Source organism: Brevibacterium pigmentatum, assembly GCF_011617465.1.
GTDB lineage: Bacteria > Actinomycetota > Actinomycetes > Actinomycetales > Brevibacteriaceae > Brevibacterium > Brevibacterium pigmentatum.
On the sequence record NZ_CP050153.1, the window covers coordinates 3,256,225 to 3,277,362 of the forward strand.

At 65.5% G+C, this 21,138-nt stretch carries 22 protein-coding genes; 7 read left to right on the top strand and 15 right to left on the bottom strand.

Annotation, left to right across the window (positions count from 1 at the left end):
- Positions 1–14 precede the first annotated feature (14 nt).
- The 3 genes from ispF to GUY30_RS14805 are packed head-to-tail and all read right to left on the bottom strand — an operon-like array spanning position 15 to position 1,896.
- Complete coding sequence (gene ispF / locus GUY30_RS14795) at positions 15–500, bottom strand: 2-C-methyl-D-erythritol 2,4-cyclodiphosphate synthase (protein ID WP_167199182.1); 486 nt, start codon at positions 498–500, stop codon at positions 15–17.
- Positions 497–1,420 carry an IspD/TarI family cytidylyltransferase gene (locus tag GUY30_RS14800; RefSeq protein ID WP_323127788.1) on the bottom strand — a complete coding sequence of 308 codons (924 nt, stop codon included), beginning with the start codon at positions 1,418–1,420 and terminating at the stop codon, positions 497–499. Before GUY30_RS14800 ends, ispF begins: the two co-directional genes overlap by 4 nt.
- The gene (locus tag GUY30_RS14805; protein WP_167199186.1) at positions 1,414–1,896 is read right to left on the bottom strand and encodes a CarD family transcriptional regulator; all 483 of its coding nucleotides are present in this window, start codon (positions 1,894–1,896) and stop codon (positions 1,414–1,416) included. Before GUY30_RS14805 ends, GUY30_RS14800 begins: the two co-directional genes overlap by 7 nt.
- A 353-nt stretch (positions 1,897–2,249) precedes the next feature.
- Here GUY30_RS14805 and GUY30_RS14810 point away from each other — a divergent pair, with 353 nt between their 5' ends.
- Positions 2,250–2,813, top strand: coding sequence for a hypothetical protein (locus GUY30_RS14810; RefSeq protein ID WP_167199189.1), 564 nt, complete (start codon positions 2,250–2,252; stop codon positions 2,811–2,813).
- A 150-nt stretch (positions 2,814–2,963) separates the two neighbouring features.
- On the opposite strand, the gene GUY30_RS14815 is transcribed toward GUY30_RS14810, so the two are convergent.
- Both GUY30_RS14815 and GUY30_RS14820 read right to left on the bottom strand, forming a co-directional pair.
- A complete protein-coding gene (locus tag GUY30_RS14815) occupies positions 2,964–3,647 on the bottom strand; it encodes a response regulator (protein WP_039208435.1) in 684 nt (227 codons plus the stop codon).
- Positions 3,644–5,038 carry a sensor histidine kinase gene (locus tag GUY30_RS14820; protein WP_228281406.1) on the bottom strand — a complete coding sequence of 465 codons (1,395 nt, stop codon included), beginning with the start codon at positions 5,036–5,038 and terminating at the stop codon, positions 3,644–3,646. The genes GUY30_RS14815 and GUY30_RS14820 overlap by 4 nt, the downstream gene beginning before the upstream one ends.
- Positions 5,039–5,308: 270 nt before the next feature.
- Between GUY30_RS14820 and phoU the strand changes: the two genes are divergently transcribed.
- Positions 5,309–5,971: a phosphate signaling complex protein PhoU gene (gene phoU, locus GUY30_RS14825; protein WP_167199191.1), complete on the top strand. Its 663-nt coding sequence runs from the start codon at positions 5,309–5,311 to the stop codon at positions 5,969–5,971.
- Positions 5,972–6,052: 81 nt separating this feature from the next.
- Here the strand turns inward: phoU and GUY30_RS14830 are convergent, their stop codons facing one another.
- Positions 6,053–6,997, bottom strand: coding sequence for an EamA family transporter (locus GUY30_RS14830; RefSeq protein ID WP_167199194.1), 945 nt, complete (start codon positions 6,995–6,997; stop codon positions 6,053–6,055).
- Between the two features lie 71 nt (positions 6,998–7,068).
- On the opposite strand from GUY30_RS14830, the gene GUY30_RS14835 reads away from it, so the two are divergent.
- Complete coding sequence (locus tag GUY30_RS14835; RefSeq protein ID WP_167199197.1) at positions 7,069–7,986, top strand: LysR family transcriptional regulator; 918 nt, start codon at positions 7,069–7,071, stop codon at positions 7,984–7,986.
- A gap of 75 nt (positions 7,987–8,061) precedes the next feature.
- On the opposite strand, the gene GUY30_RS14840 is transcribed toward GUY30_RS14835, so the two are convergent.
- The gene (locus GUY30_RS14840; RefSeq protein ID WP_167199200.1) at positions 8,062–8,805 is read right to left on the bottom strand and encodes a phosphoglyceromutase; all 744 of its coding nucleotides are present in this window, start codon (positions 8,803–8,805) and stop codon (positions 8,062–8,064) included.
- Between the two features lie 175 nt (positions 8,806–8,980).
- Between GUY30_RS14840 and GUY30_RS14845 the strand changes: the two genes are divergently transcribed.
- Both GUY30_RS14845 and GUY30_RS14850 read left to right on the top strand, forming a co-directional pair.
- A complete protein-coding gene (locus GUY30_RS14845; protein WP_228281408.1) occupies positions 8,981–10,024 on the top strand; it encodes a bile acid:sodium symporter family protein in 1,044 nt (347 codons plus the stop codon).
- Positions 10,021–10,653, top strand: a complete 633-nt coding sequence (locus GUY30_RS14850; protein ID WP_167199204.1) for a GNAT family N-acetyltransferase — start codon at positions 10,021–10,023, stop codon at positions 10,651–10,653. Before GUY30_RS14845 ends, GUY30_RS14850 begins: the two co-directional genes overlap by 4 nt.
- 18 nt (positions 10,654–10,671) lie before the next feature.
- Here GUY30_RS14850 and GUY30_RS14855 read toward each other — a convergent pair whose 3' ends face one another.
- From GUY30_RS14855 to GUY30_RS14885, 7 genes are all read right to left on the bottom strand, one after another.
- The gene (locus GUY30_RS14855; protein ID WP_167199207.1) at positions 10,672–11,052 is read right to left on the bottom strand and encodes an iron chaperone; all 381 of its coding nucleotides are present in this window, start codon (positions 11,050–11,052) and stop codon (positions 10,672–10,674) included.
- Positions 11,049–11,741: a YbjN domain-containing protein gene (locus GUY30_RS14860; RefSeq protein WP_167199210.1), complete on the bottom strand. Its 693-nt coding sequence runs from the start codon at positions 11,739–11,741 to the stop codon at positions 11,049–11,051. Before GUY30_RS14860 ends, GUY30_RS14855 begins: the two co-directional genes overlap by 4 nt.
- A 50-nt stretch (positions 11,742–11,791) precedes the next feature.
- A complete protein-coding gene (locus tag GUY30_RS14865) occupies positions 11,792–13,228 on the bottom strand; it encodes a glycosyltransferase (RefSeq protein ID WP_167199213.1) in 1,437 nt (478 codons plus the stop codon).
- An 85-nt stretch (positions 13,229–13,313) separates the two neighbouring features.
- The gene (locus GUY30_RS14870; protein ID WP_167199216.1) at positions 13,314–14,123 is read right to left on the bottom strand and encodes an alpha/beta fold hydrolase; all 810 of its coding nucleotides are present in this window, start codon (positions 14,121–14,123) and stop codon (positions 13,314–13,316) included.
- A 30-nt stretch (positions 14,124–14,153) separates the two neighbouring features.
- Complete coding sequence (locus tag GUY30_RS14875) at positions 14,154–14,465, bottom strand: DUF2516 family protein (protein WP_025777370.1); 312 nt, start codon at positions 14,463–14,465, stop codon at positions 14,154–14,156.
- A gap of 190 nt (positions 14,466–14,655) precedes the next feature.
- Entirely contained in the window at positions 14,656–15,132 is a 477-nt protein-coding gene (locus GUY30_RS14880) for an AzlD domain-containing protein (protein ID WP_167199219.1), read from the bottom strand.
- The gene (locus GUY30_RS14885) at positions 15,129–15,962 is read right to left on the bottom strand and encodes an AzlC family ABC transporter permease (RefSeq protein ID WP_167199222.1); all 834 of its coding nucleotides are present in this window, start codon (positions 15,960–15,962) and stop codon (positions 15,129–15,131) included. The genes GUY30_RS14880 and GUY30_RS14885 overlap by 4 nt, the downstream gene beginning before the upstream one ends.
- 66 nt (positions 15,963–16,028) lie before the next feature.
- On the opposite strand from GUY30_RS14885, the gene GUY30_RS14890 reads away from it, so the two are divergent.
- Positions 16,029–16,682 (top strand): helix-turn-helix domain-containing protein, encoded by a 654-nt coding sequence (locus tag GUY30_RS14890; RefSeq protein ID WP_167199224.1) that lies wholly within the window; start codon positions 16,029–16,031, stop codon positions 16,680–16,682.
- A 156-nt stretch (positions 16,683–16,838) separates the two neighbouring features.
- On the opposite strand, the gene GUY30_RS14895 is transcribed toward GUY30_RS14890, so the two are convergent.
- Positions 16,839–17,987 carry an FUSC family protein gene (locus GUY30_RS14895; protein ID WP_101543764.1) on the bottom strand — a complete coding sequence of 383 codons (1,149 nt, stop codon included), beginning with the start codon at positions 17,985–17,987 and terminating at the stop codon, positions 16,839–16,841.
- A gap of 85 nt (positions 17,988–18,072) precedes the next feature.
- Between GUY30_RS14895 and pepN the strand changes: the two genes are divergently transcribed.
- Complete coding sequence (gene pepN / locus GUY30_RS14900) at positions 18,073–21,120, top strand: aminopeptidase N (RefSeq protein ID WP_167199227.1); 3,048 nt, start codon at positions 18,073–18,075, stop codon at positions 21,118–21,120.
- The last annotated feature ends 18 nt before the right edge of the window (positions 21,121–21,138 follow it).

Sequence of the window (21,138 nt, forward strand, 5' to 3'; positions counted from 1 at the left end):
CTGGCTCTCCTCACTCAGCGCGTGTAGATCAGCGCGGTGGCGATGGCGGCGACTCCCTCACCGCGACCGGTCAGCCCGAGACCGTCAGCGGTCGTGCCCGACACCGACACCGCTGCTCCCACCGCTTCCGACAGGACTTGCTCGGCCTCGGCACGACGGGCGCCGATCTTCGGTCGATTGCCGATCACCTGGACGGAGATATTGCCGATCTCGAATCCGGCGGCGCGGACGATTCGGGCCGCCTCGGAGAGCAGCATCGAACCCGAAGCACCGGCGAATTCGGGGCGGTCGACGCCGAAATGCTCACCGAGGTCGCCGAGCCCAGCTGCGGAGAACAAGGCGTCGCAGCAGGCGTGGGCGGCCACGTCGGAGTCCGAATGCCCGTCCAGCCCGGGTTCGCCCGGCCACTGCAGTCCCGCGACCCACAGTTCGCGTGCGGGATCGGCAGCGAAAGCATGGACATCGACACCCATCCCAGTACGGGGAATGACCTGATTCATCGTGGCTCCTTCGCCGAATCCGGCTCACCTGTTCCAGGGACGACAGCTCCGTCACGCATCCGGGCGAGCTGCTCTGCGAGGATGAGGTCGAGCGGGTACGTGATCTTCAATGCCTCTTCGTCACCCTCGACGGCGAGGACATCGACGCCCAGTCGTTCCACCAGCCCTGCATCGTCCGTCGGTGCAGCACTGGCCGCTTTCCCAGCGCCATCGTTCGCAAACCGCTCATAGGCCCGCAGAAGCACCTCGGCGCGGAATCCCTGAGGCGTCTGCACTCGTCGCAGCTCGGACCGGTCGAGATCTCCCCGAACTGTTTCGCACGGGCCAGCACCCTCAGCCCTCGCCGGATCCGAATTGTTTGGTCGATCCGCGGTGATATCAGCGTCAGAACCGCCGTGGATCGACCAAACAATTCCGTTGGATGCGCGATCCGCGACTGCACCCGTGTTCGTGTCCGCACGCACAGCCGGGTCAGAAACTGCCCGCCTGACGGTGTCGATCATCGGCAGCACCGGAATCACCGCTTGGGCGCCGGAGCGCAATCCGGCAACCACTCGGGTGAAGACATCGGGCGGGGTCAGACACCTCGCGGCATCATGGACGAGAACATATTCGGCATCGCCGCTTAGTTTCAAGGCCGTTTGCACTGTGGAAATGCGATCATGACCACCTGCTACGGCTGTAATTGAAATTTCGCATTTCCGCCCAACCGATACTTCAGCGATTTCTTCGCATGCGCGCAAAAGAAAATCCTCGGGAGCGGCCACCACGATTGTGGTGGCGACTCCCGAGAAGATGATCGCCTCGAGGCTGCGAGCCAGAAGCGTCCGTCCGTTCACACGGACGAAGGCCTTCGGCTCACTGCAACCCAGACGGGATCCCGACCCAGCGGCCGGGATGATGACACAGGTGCTCAGGATGCGAGAACTTCGTCCAGCAGAGCTTCTGCTTCGGACTCTTCCTTCTTCTCGGCCAGCGCGAGTTCGGAGACGAGGATCTGGCGAGCCTTCGAGAGCATGCGCTTCTCACCGGTCGACAGGCCGCGGTCCTGCTCGCGACGCCAGAGATCACGGACGACCTCAGCAACCTTGATGACGTCACCGGACTGCAGCTTCTCGACATTGGCCTTGTACCGACGGGACCAGTTTGCGGGCTCTTCCACGAATTCGGCACGCAGGACGTTGAAGACCTTCTCAACGCCTTCTTCACCGACGACGTCTCGCACACCCACCAGATCGCAGTTCTCTGCCGGGACCTCGATCACGAGATCGCCATGGGCGACCTGGAGCTTGAGATACAGCTTCTCCTCACCTTTGATGGCACGGTTCTTGATTTCTTGGATTGTCGCTGCACCGTGATGTGGATAGACAACAGTGTCGCCGACCTGGAAACTCATATTCTCTTCAAACCCCTTTCGCGGAATACCAGTTTACCATGAGGCTCGCCACAGAAATCGTTCAGGGTAGCGAATCTTCATGCTAGGCTCCGCCTCTGCCCCGCCCCGATCTCAGTACTTCTGATGCCACAGCCAGCGAGAACATGGGCGAGAGGGCGCATTGTCGCGAAGGCCGGAAGAGAACTTCGACCGACGGCGGTGTGAGCCGGACTTCGCTCCCTCTTCACCGAAACTTCAGCCGCGACGCGCCCGGGGGTCGCGGAACTCCGTCCACTCCGAGCACTCGGTTCTACAGCAGGTCAAAAACCGGGTAGTATACAGACTGATCTTGTATTGCCACTTCAAGGAGCATAATGAAACGGCACAACCGCGCGGCTCTCGCCGTTGCCGCACTCGCTCTCGTTATCCCCGTCAGCGGATGTGCAAGCCTGCTGTCTCCCCACCAGACTGCCGAATATCAGTACAACGGCGGCGATGGGGCTTCGGGGTCCGTCGGCGAGGTCGAAGTCCGTGGGCTCCTGCTCATCACGGACCAGGAAGCCTCCGGCCCGGCTCAGCTGTTCTTCACCCTCATCAACAAAGGCGACTCCACTGCCAAGGTGTCCATCGAGATCGGCGACACCACGGTGAGCGAGTCGGTCAAGGCAGGCGACACCTTCGTCCAGGATCCGAAGAGCCCTGAGACCTCCTCCACGGAAGTCGTCACCGTCGACAGCCTCAAGGCTGAGCCCGGAGACCTCGTCGACGTCACCGTCAAGAATGGCAGCGACGAGAAGGTCATCGAAACTCAGCTCCTCACCGACGCCCTGCCGTACTACGAAGAGTACGTTCCGTCCGAGTCACCATCCGAGTCCCCGTCGGACATGCCCAGCGAGGATGCCGGTGCCGCGGAGGGAACCGCGACGGCCAACGGCTGATCAGCCCTTCTCTCGCACCAGGCCCAGTCCCTCGCGAGAGCACAGAAGGAGCCGCTCACATCATGTGAGCGGCTCCTTCCGCATTCACCGCCGACCCGTCGGTCCCGACTTCACCAACCGTGCGATTCCGACCGGCGCCGGCAGTCGCCCTCAGGCCTCGAACTTGTACCCGAGTCCGCGCACCGTGGTGAGCAGACGCGGCTCCGAGGGATTCTCCTCGATCTTCGCACGCAGGCGTTTGACGTGGACGTCGAGCGTCTTCGTATCGCCCACGTAATCCTCACCCCAGATCCGGTCGATGAGCTGACCGCGGGTCATCACGCGACCGGAGTTGCGCACGAGGATCTCGAGCAGCTCGAACTCCTTGAGCGGCATGGACTGCTCTTCACCGCGCACGGACACGACGTGGCGTTCGACGTCGATGCGCACTCCCCCGGCCTCGAGCACGGACTCGTCCTCGAATTCCTCGGTCTCGACATTGCGGCGCAGCACCGCTCGCACGCGAGCCAGCAGCTCTCGTGAGGAGTACGGCTTCGTCACGTAGTCATCGGCGCCGAGCTCAAGCCCCACGACCTTGTCGATCTCCGAATCCTTGGCCGTGAGCATGATGATCGGCACATTGGATTTCGCCCGCAGTTCGCGGCACACCTCGGTGCCGGAAGCACCGGGCAGCATGAGGTCGAGCAGGACCAGATCGGCACCGGTGCGATCGAACTCCGCCAGAGCCTTGAGCCCGTCATCGGCGACCGTCACCTCGTACCCTTCCTTACCGAGCAGGTACGACAGCGGGTCCGAGAACGAATCTTCGTCCTCGACAAGCAGAATACGAGTCACGTTGTGAGCTTCCTTTGTTCGCTTTCTTCGGTCAGATTCTTGGGTGAGTCGGCGGTCGCCCCGCCGTCTCCATTATCTCCAGCGGAGGCTTCCTTGTCGCCGTTCGGTCCGCCGACGGTCGCCGAGGCGGTCCCAACCGGACCGTCGTCGTCCGCCGAAGAGGCGCCCGTGGGCCCGTCCTCTTCCGCCGAGGCGGTCCCAGTCGAGTCCGCGGAATGCTCGATGAGAACCCCGGCTGGGGCCGAATCGGCGGCGGAGCCGTCAGCTGCGGTTCCGGCCAGAGGGAGCACGATGGTGAACGTCGAGCCCTTGTTCAGCCGGCTCCACACCCGCACCTCACCTCCGTGGGTGGCGACGATGTGCTTGACGATGCTCAGTCCCAGTCCGGTGCCTCCGGTGATCCGAGACCGGGCCGGGTCCACTCGGTAGAAGCGTTCGAAGACGCGTTCGGTGTCCTGAGCGGTCATGCCGATGCCCTGGTCGGTCACGGCGATCTCGATGCGCTCGTCGACGAGGTCGACTCCGACGCCGACGCGGGTGCCCTCCGGCGAGTAGTTCACCGCGTTGTCGATAAGGTTGCGCACTGCGTTGACGAGCAGTTCGTAATTGCCTTCGATGAGCAGGTCGCTCGGCGGGGAGACCTCGATATGGATGTTCTTGCCCTCCGCCCCGGTCCGGGCACGGTCAGCGGCATCGTCGACCACCTCGGCGACGGAGATCTTCTCGGTCGTGGCAGGAGCGGCGTGGTCCTGGACGCGGGAGAGGTCGATGATCTCCTGCACCAGCTGGGTCAGCCTCTTCGACTCCCGCTGCATCCGTCCACCGAAGCGTTCGACGGCGGCCGGGTCGTCGGCGAAGTCGGTGACAGCCTCGGCGAGCAGTGCCATCGCACCGATCGGTGTCTTGAGCTCGTGGGACACGTTGGCGACGAAGTCGCGGCGGACGGCGTCGACGCGCTTGGATTCGGTCTGATCGTCGCAGAGGACGAGGACGAAGGAGGTGCCCAAGGGGGCGACGCGGGCATGGAGATAGCGGAGCACGGATTCGGAGTTCTCCCGTGTCTGCTCGAGATCGATCTCTTCGATGAGACCGCGGGCGCGGACGCGGCCGACGACCCGAAGCATCTCTGGAGACGCGAGCGAGTGGCCTCTGACCAGGCCGAACGTGTACGCGGCAGGGGACGCTTTGACGACATCGTCACCGGCGTCGATGACGATCGCCGCCGACGGTAGGACGGCCAGAACTTCGGCGATGCCCTCGGGCAGATCGTCCTCGGAATGCAGATCGGCAGCATCGCGGGAGCGTTCACTGAATCGGAACGCAAGAATTCCCGCTATACCCAGGCCCAGGCCGACGACGCCGGTCAGGACCGCCACTACTAAGAGATCCACAGTCTCCAGCTTAGGCGTTGTCCATCGTCCCGGCGCACCGAATTCACTTCTGCTGGCAGTATTTGCCGAGGAATTCACCTTCTCGTCTGGAGTAGTTCACCCGATCGTGCGATGCTGACGTCTGTGTGCCTGCGTTCCCCATCGTTCCCGCCTTCCGCTTTCCCCCGCTGAGGGTGCGGACCGGAAGCGCCGGCACTCCTCAAGACACCACCAAGCACCACCGACAGTCACCCCCGATTGTCACGATCAAGAGTTAGGGAACCGCAGTTCATGCGCGAAGTCTTCAGAAACGAACTGGACGATCTGGCCACCCAGCTGGTCGGCATGTCCACCAAGGTCCTCGAGGCCATCCGCCTGGCCAATCAGTCGCTGCATTCGAATGATCTCGAGCTGGCCGAGCAGGTCATCGAGGCCGACTCCGTCATCGACAATATGCAGTTCACGCTCGATCAGCAGGCCGCCGAGATGCTCGCCCTGCAGGCTCCGGTCGCCGCAGATCTGCGAGCCGTCATCGGTTCGCTGCGGATGTCGGCATCGCTCGAGCGCATGGGCGACCTCGCCCGCCACATCGCGCAGCAAGTGCGCATCCGCTATCCGGAGTCCGCGATCCCCGACCTCTTCGAACCGACGTTCGTGCGGATGGGCGAGTCCGGTGAGAAGATCGCCGAGGCGACGCAGAGCCTGCTCTCGAACCCCGGACTGTCAGCCGTGCCCACGATCAACTCCATCGACGAGGAGCTCGACGAGCTCCACCTGAGCGTGTTCGGGAAGCTCGGCGAGGCTTCGGCAGGCTCGCTGGCTCCCCGGCATATCGCCGATGTCACCCTGCTCTCGCGCTACTACGAGCGCTTCGGTGACCACGCGGTGTCGGTGTCGCAGAAGGTCGAGTACCTGCTCACCGGCAACTGGGAACCCTACCTGTCGAAGAAATAAGACCCCGCTCGACGAAGCACGAATCCAGCGAAGCGCCCCGGCAGTGCCGGGGCGCTTCGCATATCCGGACCCGCCGAACCCTCAGCTGGAGGCGGACACCTCTTCCTGCGTCTGACTCACGACGACCTTTCGGCGCCGTCTGGGCCCGTTCCTGATGCCGCGTGCCAGGGTCTTGAACACTCCCGTCGTCACGGCGACGCCGATGAGCAGGAGCACTCCGCCGATGAGTTCGGCGATGCTCGGACGATCTCCGAGCACGATCCAAGCGGAGAGCACTCCGACCGGCGGGACGAGCAGCGAGAACGGGGCAACCTGGGAGGCCGGGAAGCGGGCGAGCAGCGAGTTCCAGATGACATAGCCGACGAGCGATGCCAGTCCGGCGGTGTAGACGACCGAGGCGACGACACCCCAGGTCGGGTGCATAATTGCGTGCGCCACCTCGGCGGGACCATCGATGAGCGTCGACAGTGCCACCATCGGAATCGGGACGACGAGAGCCGACCACACGGTCATCTGCACTCCGTTCGTGCCGAGTTTCACACCGCGGGCGATGACGTTGCCGGTCGCCCAGGAAAGGGCGGCGCCGACGGCGACGAGGAAGGCGACGATCGGCACGGAGGCCTGCAGGCTCAGACCGATGACGGACAGGCCGACGAGTCCGATGAGGATGCCGATGATCTGGCGCCGAGTCGGGATCTCGTGCAGCACGAGCGCCGCGACGATGACGGTGAACGCGGCTTGGATCTGGATGACGATCGAGGTCAGCCCGGCGGGCAGACCGAGCGCCATGGAGGTGTAGAGAAGACCGAACTGACCGGCCGACATGAAGGCGCCGATGAGGAGGATGCGGCCGAAGGAGCCGCGGGGAAAGCGAACGAAGAAGATCGCCGGCACCACGACGAAGGTGAAACGGGCGGCGACGAGGAGCAGCGGGGGCCAGTCGCGCAGGCCGAAATCGATGAAGATGAAGTTGACGCCCCAGAGCACGACGACGAGGAGGGCGAGCATGTAGTGGACCGAGCGCATGACTCAAGCATTCCAGCCATGTCGTCAAATTTCCATTGAAAGTCCGTCCACTGTTTCTTTAAGATAATTTGATGATCGATACTGTCGCGCTGCGCACCCTCGTCGCCCTCGATTCGCTCGGCTCGGTCACGGCGACGGCCGAATCCCTGGGGTATACGCCGGCGGCCGTGAGCCATCAGCTGCAGAAGCTCTCGCGCACCCTCGGCGCACCCGTGACCGAGCGGACGGGCCGCGGCATTGCGCTGACCCCGGTGGGGCGGGAGCTCAGCCGGCGCGGGGCCGGACTCCTGGAGGAGCTGGAGAGTCTGGAGACCGCGGCCCGCGCGCAGTCGGGTGAGCCGCGGGGGCGGATCACGGTCGGCGGGTTCTCGACGGGGATCCGCGGACTGCTCGTGCCCGCATTGCCGCGGTTGGCCGCCTCGGCGCCGGAGCTGACGGTGTCGAACTTCGAAGAGGAGCCGGACGAGCTCATCGAGATGGTCACGGCCGGGAGGATCGATGCCTCGCTCGTCTTCGGCTGGGACTCGTCCTCACTGCACCTGCCCGCGACGCTGATCTCGGAGCGGATCACCGTGGATCGGGCCGATATCGTCATGCACCGCGATCATCGGCTGGCCGCCTGCGCCGAGGTGACCCGCAGTGATCTGCTCGGGGAGATGTTCGTATCGGCTCCGCGCAATGCCGTGTGCCATCGCTGGCTGACGGCACTGTTCGAAGAGTTGGGCAGCAAACCGCGGATCGACTATTGGGCCATCGAATATGACACGCAGATCGAGTTCGTCCGTGCCGTCGGGGCGTTGGCGCTGGTGCCGCGGTTGGGCAGGCCGCATCTGCCCGATGATGTAAAGGCGGTGCCGCTCGATGATCCGAGCATTGCCCGCACGATCTCATTGGTGTGGCGGAAGTCGATGTCGGCCTCCCCCGCGATCGCCCTGCTCCTCGAGGAGATGAAGGCGATCGCCGGGCAGGCCGACACGATCAGCGCATGAGTCCGGGCCGAAGGCGTGCACCCGAGCCCGGACCGAACCCGCCCCGACCCCGGTGGGAACAGGACGGGACGAGGCTCAGCGCCCCTGGTTGGCGACTTGGCCGATGGCCGCCGCGGCTGCCTCGGCGTCGAGGTAGGTTCCGCCGGGCGTGACCGGGGTGAACTCCTCGGTGAGTTCGTAGTGCAGCGGAATGCCGGTGGGGATGTTCAGCCCCGTGATGTCGGCATCGGAGATCCCGTCGAGGTGCTTGACCAGTGCGCGCAGTGAGTTGCCGTGGGCGGCCACGAGCACGGTCTTGCCGACGGTGAGTTCGGGCACGAGGGTGTCGTACCAGTAGGGCAGGAGGCGGTCGATGACGTCGGCGAGGCATTCGGTGCGGGGCAGCGCGTCGCCGAGGTTGGCGTAGCGGGCCTCACCGGCCTGCGAGAATTCCGAGCTGTCGGCCAGGGCCGGCGGCGGGGTGTCGAAGGAGCGGCGCCAGGTCATGAACTGCTCTTCGCCGAACTCGTCGCGGATCTCCTTCTTGTTCTTGCCCTGCAGCGCGCCGTAATGGCGCTCGTTGAGGCGCCAGCTGCGGTGGACGTCGAGCCAGGACAGGTCGGCGGCCTCGAGCGCGATGTTCGCGGTCAGGATCGCCCGCTTGAGCCGCGAGGTGAAGACGACGTCGGGGATGAGGTTCTTCTCGCGCAGGAGCTCGCCGGCGCGCTTGCCTTCGGCACGGCCTTTGTCCGTCAGGGTCACGTCGACCCATCCGGTGAACAGATTCTTCTGGTTCCATTCGCTCTCGCCGTGGCGAAGCAGGATGAGGTTATACGTCATGGCTCCATTTTGACACGACCTCTCCGGCGGGGTCGTCGGTGACCGTCGGCGCCACCGTCCCTTCCACCTGCCGAGGTCGCCGGTGGACGCCGGCGCCTCCGCCCTCCTCATCGGTGCGATCTCAATTTCTGGGCATGCGTCTCGAATGGCAAAACGGACAGAGTAACCTGTACCCATGTCACACACGCCAGCACACCAGGCTTCCGGAAGCGCCGCTGCTCCCGCGGCCGACCGCAGTTCGATCATCGCCGTCACGGCTCTGCCGGTTCTCGTCGTCATCGCCGGGGTCCTCGGATTCCTGCTGCCCGATGCGTTCACGCCTCTGGCGCCGTCGATCACATGGGCGCTCGGCGTAGTCATGTTCTTCATGGGGCTGACCCTGACGCTCCCGGACTTCGCTCGCATCGCGAAGCGGCCGTGGATCGCCGTGCTCGGAGTCGTCACTCAGTTCGTGGCGATGCCGCTGCTCGGTCTCCTCGTCGTGACCGTGTACTCGCTTCCGCCAGAGATCGCCGTCGGAGTCATCCTCGTCGGCTGCGCTCCCGGCGGCACCGCGTCGAATGTCGTGACCTACCTGGCGAAGGGCGATACCGCGCTGTCGGTGTCGATCACGTCGCTGTCGACGCTGTGCGCTCCCGTGCTCACCCCGCTGCTGACTCTGTGGTTGGCGGGCTCGTACATGGACGTGCCGTTCTGGTCGATGTTCGTCTCGATCTGCCAGACCGTGCTCGTACCCGTCTTCGTCGGTGTGATCGTCCGCGTGTTCGCGTCGAAGTTCGTCGACGCGATCGCGCCGGTGCTGCCTTGGCTCGCCTCGATCGCCATCGCCTATATCGTCTCGATCGTCGTCGCCGGCTCCGCGGGTTCGATCGCCACAGCCGGTGTGCTCGTGCTGCTGGCGGTCGTCACGCACAATCTGCTCGGACTCGGCGTCGGCTACGGTGTGGCCGCGGCCTGCCGCCTCGACACCCCGACGCGTCGCGCGCTGTCCTTCGAGGTCGGACTCCAGAACTCCGGCTTGGCTTCGACCCTGGCCACCACGTACTTCTCGCCGCTGGCTGCGTTGCCGGGAGCCGTCTTCAGCGTGTGGCACAACGTCTCCGGCGCCGTTCTCGCTTCCCTCTTTGCACGCCGTCCCTACAGCAAGCCGCCGGTCGATGCTTCCGGCCGTGAACCCGCGGCCGCCGGTGCGACGTCCGCCGGGACCACGAGTCGATGACCACCGAGGCGGCCCGGCGCGACGAGCACTCGGGCCGAGGCTTCGACGGCTTCTCCCCGGAGACCCTCGACCTGGCGGGTCGGACGTTCCGCATCCGCCGGGCCACCGAGGCCGATGTGCCGGACCTCGTCGCGCTGCTGCGTGATGACGTGCTCGGGGCCGCCCGGGAGTCCGCCAACGAGGAGGCAGACGTCTATGCTCGTGCCTTCGCACTCATCGAGGCCGATCCGAATCAGCTCCTCATCGCCGTCACCGAAATCACGGACAGCACTGATCCTGAAGACCAGGCCGAGACTGCCGAAAAGCCCGAACCAGCGGATCAGACTGATTCAGCCGGCCGGCCCGACAACGGATCAACGATCGTCGGGACCCTGCAGCTGAGTCTACTGCCCAGCCTGTCCCGCCGCGGCACTCTCCGCCTGCAGATCGAAGCGGTGCGGATCGGCGCTTCGGCTCAAGGCATCGGGCTCGGCACAGCGGTCTTCGAATGGGCTCACGACTGCGGACGCCGCTTCGGCGCCGGGCTCGCTCAGCTCACCACGGACCGGTCGCGCACCGATGCCCAGCGCTTCTACGACCGGCTCGGCTATATCGCCAGCCACGAGGGAATGAAGCTGCCGCTCGACTGAGACCAGCTCGCCCTCACCTCACATCCACTTCACTCCGTCGACCTCGAATTCGCGGATTCGGTGGGCGATCATCTCGGTCAGCAGTTCGGTCGGAATCTCGTCGCCGTAGGGCAGCTTGATCGAGCCCTTTCCGATGTCGAAGTCCTGCAGACGATCGGCGAAGGCTTCCTTCGTGCTGGGTGTGAAGACGACGTTCGCGTGCTTCTTATAGCCGGCGAACACGAACAGGATCGAGTCGAGGGCGTAGGCGGGGCTGCCCCATCTGAGGCTCTCCTCGGCCTGCGGCGCGGCGGCACGACTGAGCTCGCGCAGCCTCGTGAGGAAATCTCGGTGCTGTTCGTCGTCGAACGAGGCGATGTATTCGTCGACGCTGGCGGGCTTGGGCGTCTCGCCGCTCATGAACGCGGGCCTCGGCTCTGATCGCCGGCGGAGTCTTCCGTAGCGCCCTGCCCAGCCGCGTCGCTAGACTGACCCGCTGCCTCGTCCACCGACCCGGCCATCTCGCTAGACGCCCCATCCCCGTCGCTCTCCCGATCGGCCGTGACCGCCGGAGGTTCGGCATCGGCCTCGCCGAAGGTGCCGAGGAATTCATTGTCATCGCCGCTGAGCACCTTCTCGAAGGCCGCAAGGTTGCGCGTCGACTCGCCGCGGCCGACCCTCCACGCCCATTCCTTCTTCATCCCGGTGAGGAATCCGATGAGGAGGAGTTCGTTGAACGAGGAATCCGCCGTGGCGAGCATCGCCCCGAGCAGTCCATCGAGTTCATCGAGCAGATGTTCGCGGGGCACGCTCGCCCGCAGATACACATCGCCGAGGCTGTCGATCGCAAACGACACCGGCCCCGGTTTGAGATTCTTCTGCAGCAGCCACCGATTGAACTCGGCCGAGTTCTCGTCGGGGTGGCGGATGACGAACGCCTGCAGATGCGCGGTGCGAGCGAAGACGCTGATCGCCACGTTCGTCTTGAGCTTCTTCTCCCCCGGAAGGGTGACGACGATCTCCGTGTTCTCGATCGAGTCCACGGGAACGTCGTTGCTCTCGGCCCAGGTGCGCACTCCGGCCAGGATCGCCTCGGTGTCGGTGCTCATGCTCTCACGCCTTTCGCTCGGCTCTCGTGCTCACCGCCGACTCTAGTCGTTCAGCACGCTCCGAGCGGCTCCGTGGGCCGCGATGCTGCGCCGGAGGTCTCGGGCAGGGCGTCGAGGACGGCCGCGACGGTCCGGCCCCAATCGAAGCGTTCGGCGCGGTCGACGGCGTGGCCGGCGAGTTCGGCTCGCAGGTCCGTGTCGGTGAGCAGGGTTTCGATCGCCGTCGCCCAGTGATGCGGGTTGTGATCGGCGATGAGCAGTCCCGAATGTCCGTGTTCGACGATTTCCGGGAGTCCTCCCACCGCCGAGGCGATGGCTGGCAGACCTGAAGCGGCCGCTTCGGCGGCGACGAGTCCGAAGGATTCGCTCCGCGAGGGGACGATGAGTACGTCCGCGGCCCGGTAATAGTCGACGAGGACGTGGGAGGGAACGGGTGGGCGGATCTCGACGCTGGGTTCGTTCGCGATCGCCGCGGTCAGCTCCTGCAGGTAGGTCGACGACGGTCGGACCGCTCCCCCGCCTGCTTCGACACCTGTCCCCGAGGCGGCGCCGAGGAGGATTCCGCGGGTCCGGGAGGCCAGGTGCGGGTTGCGTTCTCGCAGTTCAGCCAGGGCGTCGACGGCGACGTCCGTGCCCTTGATGAATTGCATGCGCCCGACGTAGAGGACGATCGCCTCGTTCGCGGCGAATCCCAGACGCTCGCGTGCTTCCGACTGTGAGTCCGGCGCGTAGAGACCATGGTCGACACCCGGTCGGGCGACGACGACCGAGTCGGGATCGGCGTGGAGTTCGGTCACGAGGTCACGGCGTTCGGCGGGGGTGGCTGCGACGAGCAGGTCGGCCCCAGCGGCGATGCGCTCTTCCGCTTCGAGCCGCTGAGGGCGTTCGTGGCTGGTCTCCGAATCGCGGTTCTTGACGGCCCCGATGGTATGCATGCTCACCGAGATCGGCGCCCGCCTCGGACGGTCCTGCCCAACCGCGGATGCGGATCTCTCGTCATTTCCGATGTCGGTGTCGGCGCCGATGTCGATGTTCGTGTCGATGTCGGTGTCGAGGGCGATTCCACGGCCACGCAGGGCCGCCTCGGCGGATATCCAATAGTGGGCCCAGATGAAATCGGCGGCGCGGAAGTCGGGGTGGGCAGCAAGCAGTTCAGCGAGTTCGTCGAGCGCGTCGGCGAGTTCGTCCTTCGTCGTGGCGCCGACCGGCAGATGGTGGAGGGTGATGGAGTCGGTGATCTCCAGCTTCGCGCCGTCACCCGTGTCGGCGGTGCTGCCGCTGGCACCGACTGTGCTGCCGCCAGTATTGAATGCGCTGCCGCCCGTGCCGTCGAGGCCGCCGGGGTCGGCGGTGAACACGTCGACGCGGTGTCCGGCTGCGGCGAGTGCGCGCACGGATTGGTCGACGTAGACGTTCATCCCTCCGGCGTCGCCCTGCCCGGGTTGGGCGACGGGGGAGGTGTGGAGGGAGAGGACAGAAATGCGCACGGAGACAGTCTAGCCAACGACCTCGGTCGGGCGACGAGTCGAAGACAGTGCCAAATCAATGCCCGCGCCTCACCGACGCCAGTCCCTATCCGAAGAACGTACCGAGGATGCGCCGCACTTCGTGACGCCCACGCCACAGGATCGATCCGGCGGGAAGCACCTCGAGGCGGGAGGTCGGAATCGCACGGTGGATATCCTCGGCGATGGTGACCGGGTGTGCCGGGTCGTCTTCGTGGGTGAGGACGAGGACATCACCGGCGAAGGAGCGCAGGTTCTCGGCGGCTGCGTCGGTGTCCGCGACGGCGATTTCGAGGGCGAGTCCGAGCCCGTCGGACATGTCCGTGTGGACGAGGTTCTCGGCCTTCGCCTTCGTCCAAGCTCGCGCGGGGAGCATCTGGGCCACCTCGGCGGGTTCGCGGGAGAGCATGAGTTCGACGATGCCGTCGATGTCCTTATCGGCGACGAGGCGACGCAGTTGCTCCAGGTAGGATCGGTTGGCGGCGGTCACCTCGGCGGGGAATCCTGTGAAGGAGGCGGGGAGGACGAGGGCGACCTTGTCGAGGCCGCGGGTGACGGGGTGGGCGATGCTCAGCAGGTGGAGGAGTCCTCCGGCGGACATCGAGACGCCCAGCGCCCGGCTCGCCGAGGTGGTGCTCACGGCGTCGGCGAGCACCTCGGCGATCTGCGGGTAGGTCCATCCGGGGCCGGGTGAGGGGCGGCCGCCGTGGCCGGGCAGGTGGAGGAAGTGGCGGGTGCCGGTGATGCCGGTGCCGAAGGGGCGGGTGTCGCGGATTGCGCCGGCGAATCCGAGGCCGAAGAGGGTGTGCGGGCCGCCGGTTCCGAACGTGGCGATGAAGCCGGATTCGGGACCCGGCAGATTGAGGTCTGTGCTCATGCGGTGAGTGTGGTCAGCCGGTTCGCGGCGTCAGCGCTTGCGGTAGCGCGGGTCGACGGCACGGACCTTCGGACGCACATCGGTGAGGTAGACGATGCCGGCGACGAGGGCGATGATGTTGAGGAAGATCATGCTCATGCCCATCGGCGGCAGGGCGATGAGGGCGAGCGCGAGCCCGACGCCGAGGAGGATGACCCAGAACTTCTTGCTCTGCTTGTCCACGGCGCGGTAGTTCTCGTCCTTGAAGCGGAGGCAGTCGATGAACGCCCAGAGCTGGACGACGAATGCAGCCACCGTCAGGGCAAGAAAGACGAGACGCTGAAAGCCCGCGATGTATTCCATGGCCCCAGCCTAGCAATCTCGCGCTTTCGGGGCAGTTCCGGCCCGGAGATCCTCGGCAATTGCCCACCCGCAACCCACGGCTTTCACAGTGGGTGCTGGGTGCCCCGAGGCTGCAGTCCGTGGACCGCGCCCAGGCCCACGCTGGCAAGTTCGTCGACCTGCACTCAGTTCAGGCCGACGCTGCCCCAGCTCAGAGGATCCCGGTCGTGCGGATGAGGGCACACACGCCCATGCCGATGACCACGGCGAGCAGCATCGGCACGCGCAGGATCGCGGCGAGCACTCCGGCACCGACGCCGATGAGGCGGGCGGGATCGGCGATGTCCTTGCCGTCGAAGACCGCGGTCGTCGCGAAGACGGCACCGATGAGCACGACCGTGGCTCGGTCCATCCACATCGTCACGCGTTCGGTCGAGTCGGCTGAGCCCGAGGACTCCCCGGGTGCGGAGGTCTGGGCGAGTGTGGAGGATTCGCCAGACGGGACGGACTGGCCGGACGCCGAGGATTCTCCATGCTCGGAAGATCCGGCTCCCACCGAGGCGGTCGACAGGGTACGTCGACGACCCCTCACAGCGATCGCCGCTCCCACCTTCACTCCGGCGAAGCGCATGAGATAGGTTCCGAGACTCAGCCCAGCCAGGGCGATGAGAAAGCTGACGGCGCTCATCGGTGCCCCTCCCCTCGAGTCGCGGATTGCGTTCGGTCGTCACTGCGCTGTTCGGCACCGGGCAGTTCAGCATCGCCCTGATCGGCACTGCGCTGATCGACACCGTGCTGTTCGGCGCGGTTGTCTCCGGAGCGGCGGCGGATGAATGAGCGCACGGCCCAGCCAGCGGCGACGAAGACGAACACGGACAGCGAGGTCACTGCCCCCAACCCGAGCGGCAGCAGCGGGGTCAGACCCACGGCGATGAGGATGCCGATGACGGTCAGCGAGAGCGTGACCTTGTTCTTCAGATCCCCGCGGATGAGGCAGAAGAGGATGATCGGGAAGGCCGCGTCGAGTCCGAGCAGGTCCGCGTTGATGACATTGCCCAGCCACTGTCCGACCATGGCGCCGCCGGGCCACATGATGGCGATTGCGGCACCCATGAGCAGGAACGCATGCCATTTCGCGCGATCGTTGTGCCCGGTGCGCGAGATCGCGGTGGATTCGTCGTTGATCCAGTGGGAGGCGATGAGAGCTCGCCAGTCCTGCGGGAAGAAGGGGCCGACGGCAACGCCGAAGGCGAAGTTCCGGGAATTGACGAGGAGCCCCGCGAGCACCGCGAGAATCGGGGCACCGCCGGCTGCGATGACGCCGACGAAGGTGAACTCGGCGGCACCGCCGAGAGCGAACATCGCCAGCAGCAGCGTCTGCCACCAGGCGAAACCGGAGACCGCGGAGATCGCCCCGTACGACAGCGCGACGGCGATGATCGTGATGGTGACGATGGCGACCGCACGATAGGTCGAGCCGGGGAGCACCCGATCAGCCGTGCGAAATAATGAACCCATGTTCTATACAGTGCACCCTCGAATATCGTTCGTCAACCCGAACGATCGACCCGCTATAGTGAACCCATGACTTCTCGAAGCAACGATGATTCGCTGAACGACTCGCAAAGCAGTGCCGACCCCGCTTCCACCTCAGATTCCGACCCCGCTTCCGCCCCTGTTGCCGGCACCGGGCTCTCGCCGAGTCAGCAGATCGCTGCGGCCCTGAAGCGCGAACGGCTGCGCGCCGGACTCTCTTTGTCCGAAGTCGCCAGAAGGGCAGGAATCGGGAAGTCGACGTTGTCCGGACTCGAGACGGGAAGCGGCAACCCGAGCCTGGAGACGATGTGGGCACTGGCCGCTGCGCTCGATATCCCTCTCGCTCGCCTACTCGACCCTCCCCCGCATGAGGTGGCGCTGCAGCATGTCGGCGATATGCCCAGCCTGCCGTCGACGACCGCGAACTATGTGGCCACTCTGCTCTCACCGTCGCCGACGAATGCACGTCGCGACGTCTACTTCATCCAGGCCGAACCGGGTGAGCCGCGCGAGTCTCAGCCCCACCCTCAGGGCACGATCGAACATGTCATCCTCGGTCGCGGGTCCGCACGCATCGAGGTGCTCGGAAAGTCGTATGACTTAGGGGTCGGCGACTACCTCACTCACCCGGGCGATCAGCCCCATCGATTCACGGCTCTGGTGCCGGGCACGAACGCCGTCTTCGTCGTCGAAAGCAGCTGACCGCACCTCAAAGCCCATTCGTGGCACGGCCTGTCAGTCGCGGACCCCATTCGAGCTCCGCCCCGTTCGGCGCACGGCCGGCAGAGTGGGCCCACACAACGCGCGACGCCCAGCGCTTTAAGCGCACTATCCGCAGATCGAGAGCGGCATCACCGACTATTCAACGGCCGGCCCGTCTTCCTCATCGGCGTTCACGGCCAGCGGTGGAAGCCGTGACTGGGCTTCCTCACGTGTCAGCCCTGCGGCCTGCAGCAGGTCGACGGCGACAGTCCGCAGGAGCAGGACCATCGACTCGTCGTGGATGTCCCAATCGGGCTTCGCTCGCGGATCCAGAGCCCCCGCCGCCTCGGACAGGGCCGCCTCGGCGAGGGAACGGTCGGTGCCGCGGCGCAGAGCGATCTCGAGCTTCTTCGCACCGTCGGCCAAGGATCCGACGTAGTCGGCGATGACGGGTTTGGCGACGCCGAGCTCGGTGATGCCGACGACGCGGCGGGCGATGACTCGCATGGTCCGCATCGCGCGGTCGGAGAAGGTGTGGGCACGTGACAGGCGCGTGACTTCGGCCGCATGCCGGCGGGCACGTGCGTTGATCTTCGCGGCTTCGCGGGAGATCCGCAGGGATGAGCCCCAGGAGTCGATGATGTCCTGGGTTTCGCGAGCGCGCTCGAGGGCTCGGCCGGCCATCGTCACATCGGCTTCACGCAGGGCTCGTTTCATCATCCTGAGGACGGCGTCGACCTCCTCGAGCATGTCTGCTGCCAGGCGCCGCGGGACCTTGCGAGCGTCGCGCGGGATGAGCAGGGCCAGCAGAATCGCGCAGACGGATCCGGTGAGAGCATCGAGGGTGCGCGGGAACGGCATGGTGGTGGCGGTGGCAGGGACAACGACGACGTAGACGGATTGGACGGCGATCTGGGTGATGAAGATGCCGCCGGAGTTGAGGATCGTGCCGATCGTCAGGCCGATGATCAGGGTCAGGGCGAGCTGCCAGGTGCCGGAGCCGTATAAATTGACGAGTATCTCGCCCACGAGCACCCCGAACGTCGCTCCGATGCCGATCTCGAGAGCGCGGCGCAGGCGACGGTCGACGACAGGGCCGATGCCGACGGCGGAGGCGACCGCGGCGAGGAACGGATACGGGTGGCCGAGCACGTAGACGCAGAAGGCGTAGGCTGCGGTCGCGGCGATGGGGATCTGGATCAGCTGACCGGAGTTCACCCACACCCGCTTGAGTCCTAAGCGCAGGCGGTGGGCGACGACGTTGAACCCTCGCCGAGGCAGTTCGCTGACCCGTTTGTCCGCCATCAGTCCCCTCTGCCGTTCGCTGGTGCTGTACTCAGAATACCGGAAATGTGGCATGCTAAAGTCTGTCCGCCGAGGAGGCTATTGAATGACAACGAATCTCACCCGAAGCGAAGCGCAGAGTCGAACACAGCTGCTCGAGGTCGATTCCTACTCAGTCCACATCGACGTCAGCAACGCCGAAACCGATGCCGACACGTACCTGTCTCGCACAGTCGTCGACTTCTCCGCCCGCTTCGTCGATTCGACATTCATCGACCTGATCGCCGACTCCGTGTCCTCTGTTCTGATCAATGGCGAGAGCCTCTCCCCCGCCGCGGCGTTCGACGGTGCGCGGGTCACGTTCCCCGTCCGCGCCGGCCGCAATTCGCTGACGATCGAGGCGCAGGCGCGCTATTCCACCTCGGGCGAGGGACTGCACCGATTCACGGATCCGGCCGACGGCAAGACCTACCTCTATACGCAGTACGAACCCACCGACGCCAGACGCGTGTTCGCGAATTTCGACCAGCCCGATCTCAAAGCCGAGTTCATCTTCACGGTCACCGCTCCCGCGCATTTCCAGGTCCTGTCGAACCGCACCGAGGCGAGGACGGAACCGGCCGATGGCTCGGCGGGCGCCGCCTCGGCGAACGGGTCCGACTTCGCGACGTCGGCGGGGTCCGAATCAGCCGGCGCGGTGACACACTATTTCGAACCGACGCTCAAGCAGTCGAGCTACATCACCTGCATCACGGCGGGCCCCTATGAGGGGGCGACGGATGAGTGGACGGACCCGCGCACCGGGCAGACCGTGCAGCTGGGTGCGTGGACGCGGGCGAGCCTCGTCGATCACCTCGACGCGGACGATATCTTCGGCGTCACGAAGGCCGGTCTCGAATTCTTCACCTCCGAATTCGACTACCCCTACCCGTGGGGCAAGTACGATCAGATCTTCGTTCCCGAGTACAACCTCGGTGCGATGGAGAATCCTGGTCTGGTCACGTTCACGGACAATCTGATCTTCCGCGACAAGGTCACGGACGCGAACTACGAGTCACGCGCCAATGTCATCCTGCACGAGATGGCGCATATGTGGTTCGGCGATCTCGTCACGATGAAGTGGTGGGATGACCTGTGGCTCAAGGAGTCCTTCGCCGATTTCATGGGCGGACTCGCGCTGGCCGAGGCGACGCGGTTCACCGACGGCTGGGTGACCTTCGCGCTGCGCCGCAAGGCGTGGGCGTACACCCAGGATCTGTATCCGACGACGCATCCGATCGTCGCCGACATCCCCGATGTCGAGGCCGCGAAGCTCAACTTCGACGGCATCACCTACGCCAAGGGCGCGTCCGTGCTCAAGCAGCTCGTCGCGTTCGTCGGCCGGGAGGCGTTCTTCGCCGGGTCGAGGCTGTACTTCAGACGGTTCGAGTACGGGAACACCGAGCTCGCGGATTTCCTCGAATGCCTCGCCGAGGCGGCTCCCGACCGGGACATCGCGAACTGGGCGGCCGCGTGGCTGGGGACGTCCGGGGTCTCCGAACTGTCTCTGCAGCTGACCACGTCGGATGGTTCGTCTTCATCTGCAGATGGTTCGGCCGGGTCCTCGACTGGGTCTTCGTCGGCTGCCGCCGTCGCTGCGCAGAGCGGGGGCCGCGGGAGGCTCGTGACGTCGAGTTCGGGTACGCGGCTGCGCAGCCCGGATGCGGTCGACGACAGCATCGACGGTGCGACCGGAGCCGCTCACGAGGCCGGGTCCGGTGCGAGCGGCAGAGCTGAGCCGCCGCGGCGCCGGTCCGGGTCGGAGAAGATCACGGGGGCCACCATCACTCAGGCCGATTCGGCCGAGGGCTCGGCTCTGCTGCGTCCGCACACGATCGAGATCGCGACACTCGGACGGCCGGGGCGGGCGATCGTCCCCCTCGATTCCTTCCGCTTCGAGTTCTCGAGCGAGTCGGCCGATGTGGAGCAGCTCATCGGTCGCAGTGCCGGCGTGATCACTCTGCTCAACTTCAATGATCTGGACTATGCGCGGGTGCGCTTGGATCCGGAGTCGGTGGAGGCGGCGGTCACCTCGGCGTCGCGGATTGCGGACCCGTTGTCGCGGGCTCTGGTGTGGTCGGCGTTGGACAATGCCGTCCGCGATGGGCTCATGCCGGTGCAGAAGTACCTCACGGCTTATGCCCGCAGTCTGGGCAAGGAGAGTCACGCCGGGATCATGGCGGGACTCAGTCAGACCTCTCTGACTTGCATCGACCAGTGGGTGGCGGATCGGAACTTCGATGCCGCGATCATGGGCCTGCTGGGAGCAGCGCTGGATGCGTTGGCTGCGGCGAAAGCCGGGTCGGATGCGCAGCTGCATCTGGCCAATCTGGTGTTGGCGCTGACGTCGCGGACGGCGCGATGCGCGGCCGGCAGCTCGGCCGTGGCCATGGGGCGTGGATTCGCCAGTCAGATCCTAGCAGTGCCGGTCGGCGAGGAGATCGACCGGATGTACGCCGGTGCTCCGGGTCAGTCGGGGCAGGTTGCTTCTGCGGGACAGTCTGATTCCGTGGGGCATTCGGCGGAGGCTTCCGGCGGTTCCGGTGCAGGTCGCGGTGCCGACCATTCGACTGCGACACTGCCGTTCCGCGGTCTCATCAATGATCATGCGCTGAGGTGGAATGCGCTGACTGCGCTCGTGTGCCTCGGATGGGCGGATCAGACCGATATCGCGCGGGAGAATCATTCGGATCCCAGCTCTTCGGGTCGGCTTCACGCCGAGACTGCCAGTGCCGCCCTGCCCCTGCCGATCGTCAAGATCCGCGCATGGGAGGCGATCCGCGAGGCGGGTGCGCTGAGCAACGATGTGCTGTCGGCGATCATCTCCGGGTTCATCGCACCGAGTGCGATGCCGCTCATCGAGGAGTATGTCGATGAGTACTTCGACGGTCTGCTCGGTTTCTGGATGGACAATTCGATTGAGATCGCACGCCGTCTGGTGCTCGGCCTCTACCCTCGGTGGTCCGTCGACGAGGAGGCTGTGGTCGAGAAGACCGACGCTTGGCTGGCTGCCAACGTCGATGCGCCTGCGGCCCTGCGCCGGTTGGTCATCGAACGTCGCGATGATCTGGCCCGCGCCATCTTCCTGAAATCGACTCAGAGCTCGCGGCACTGATCGACTATCGCCTTGGCT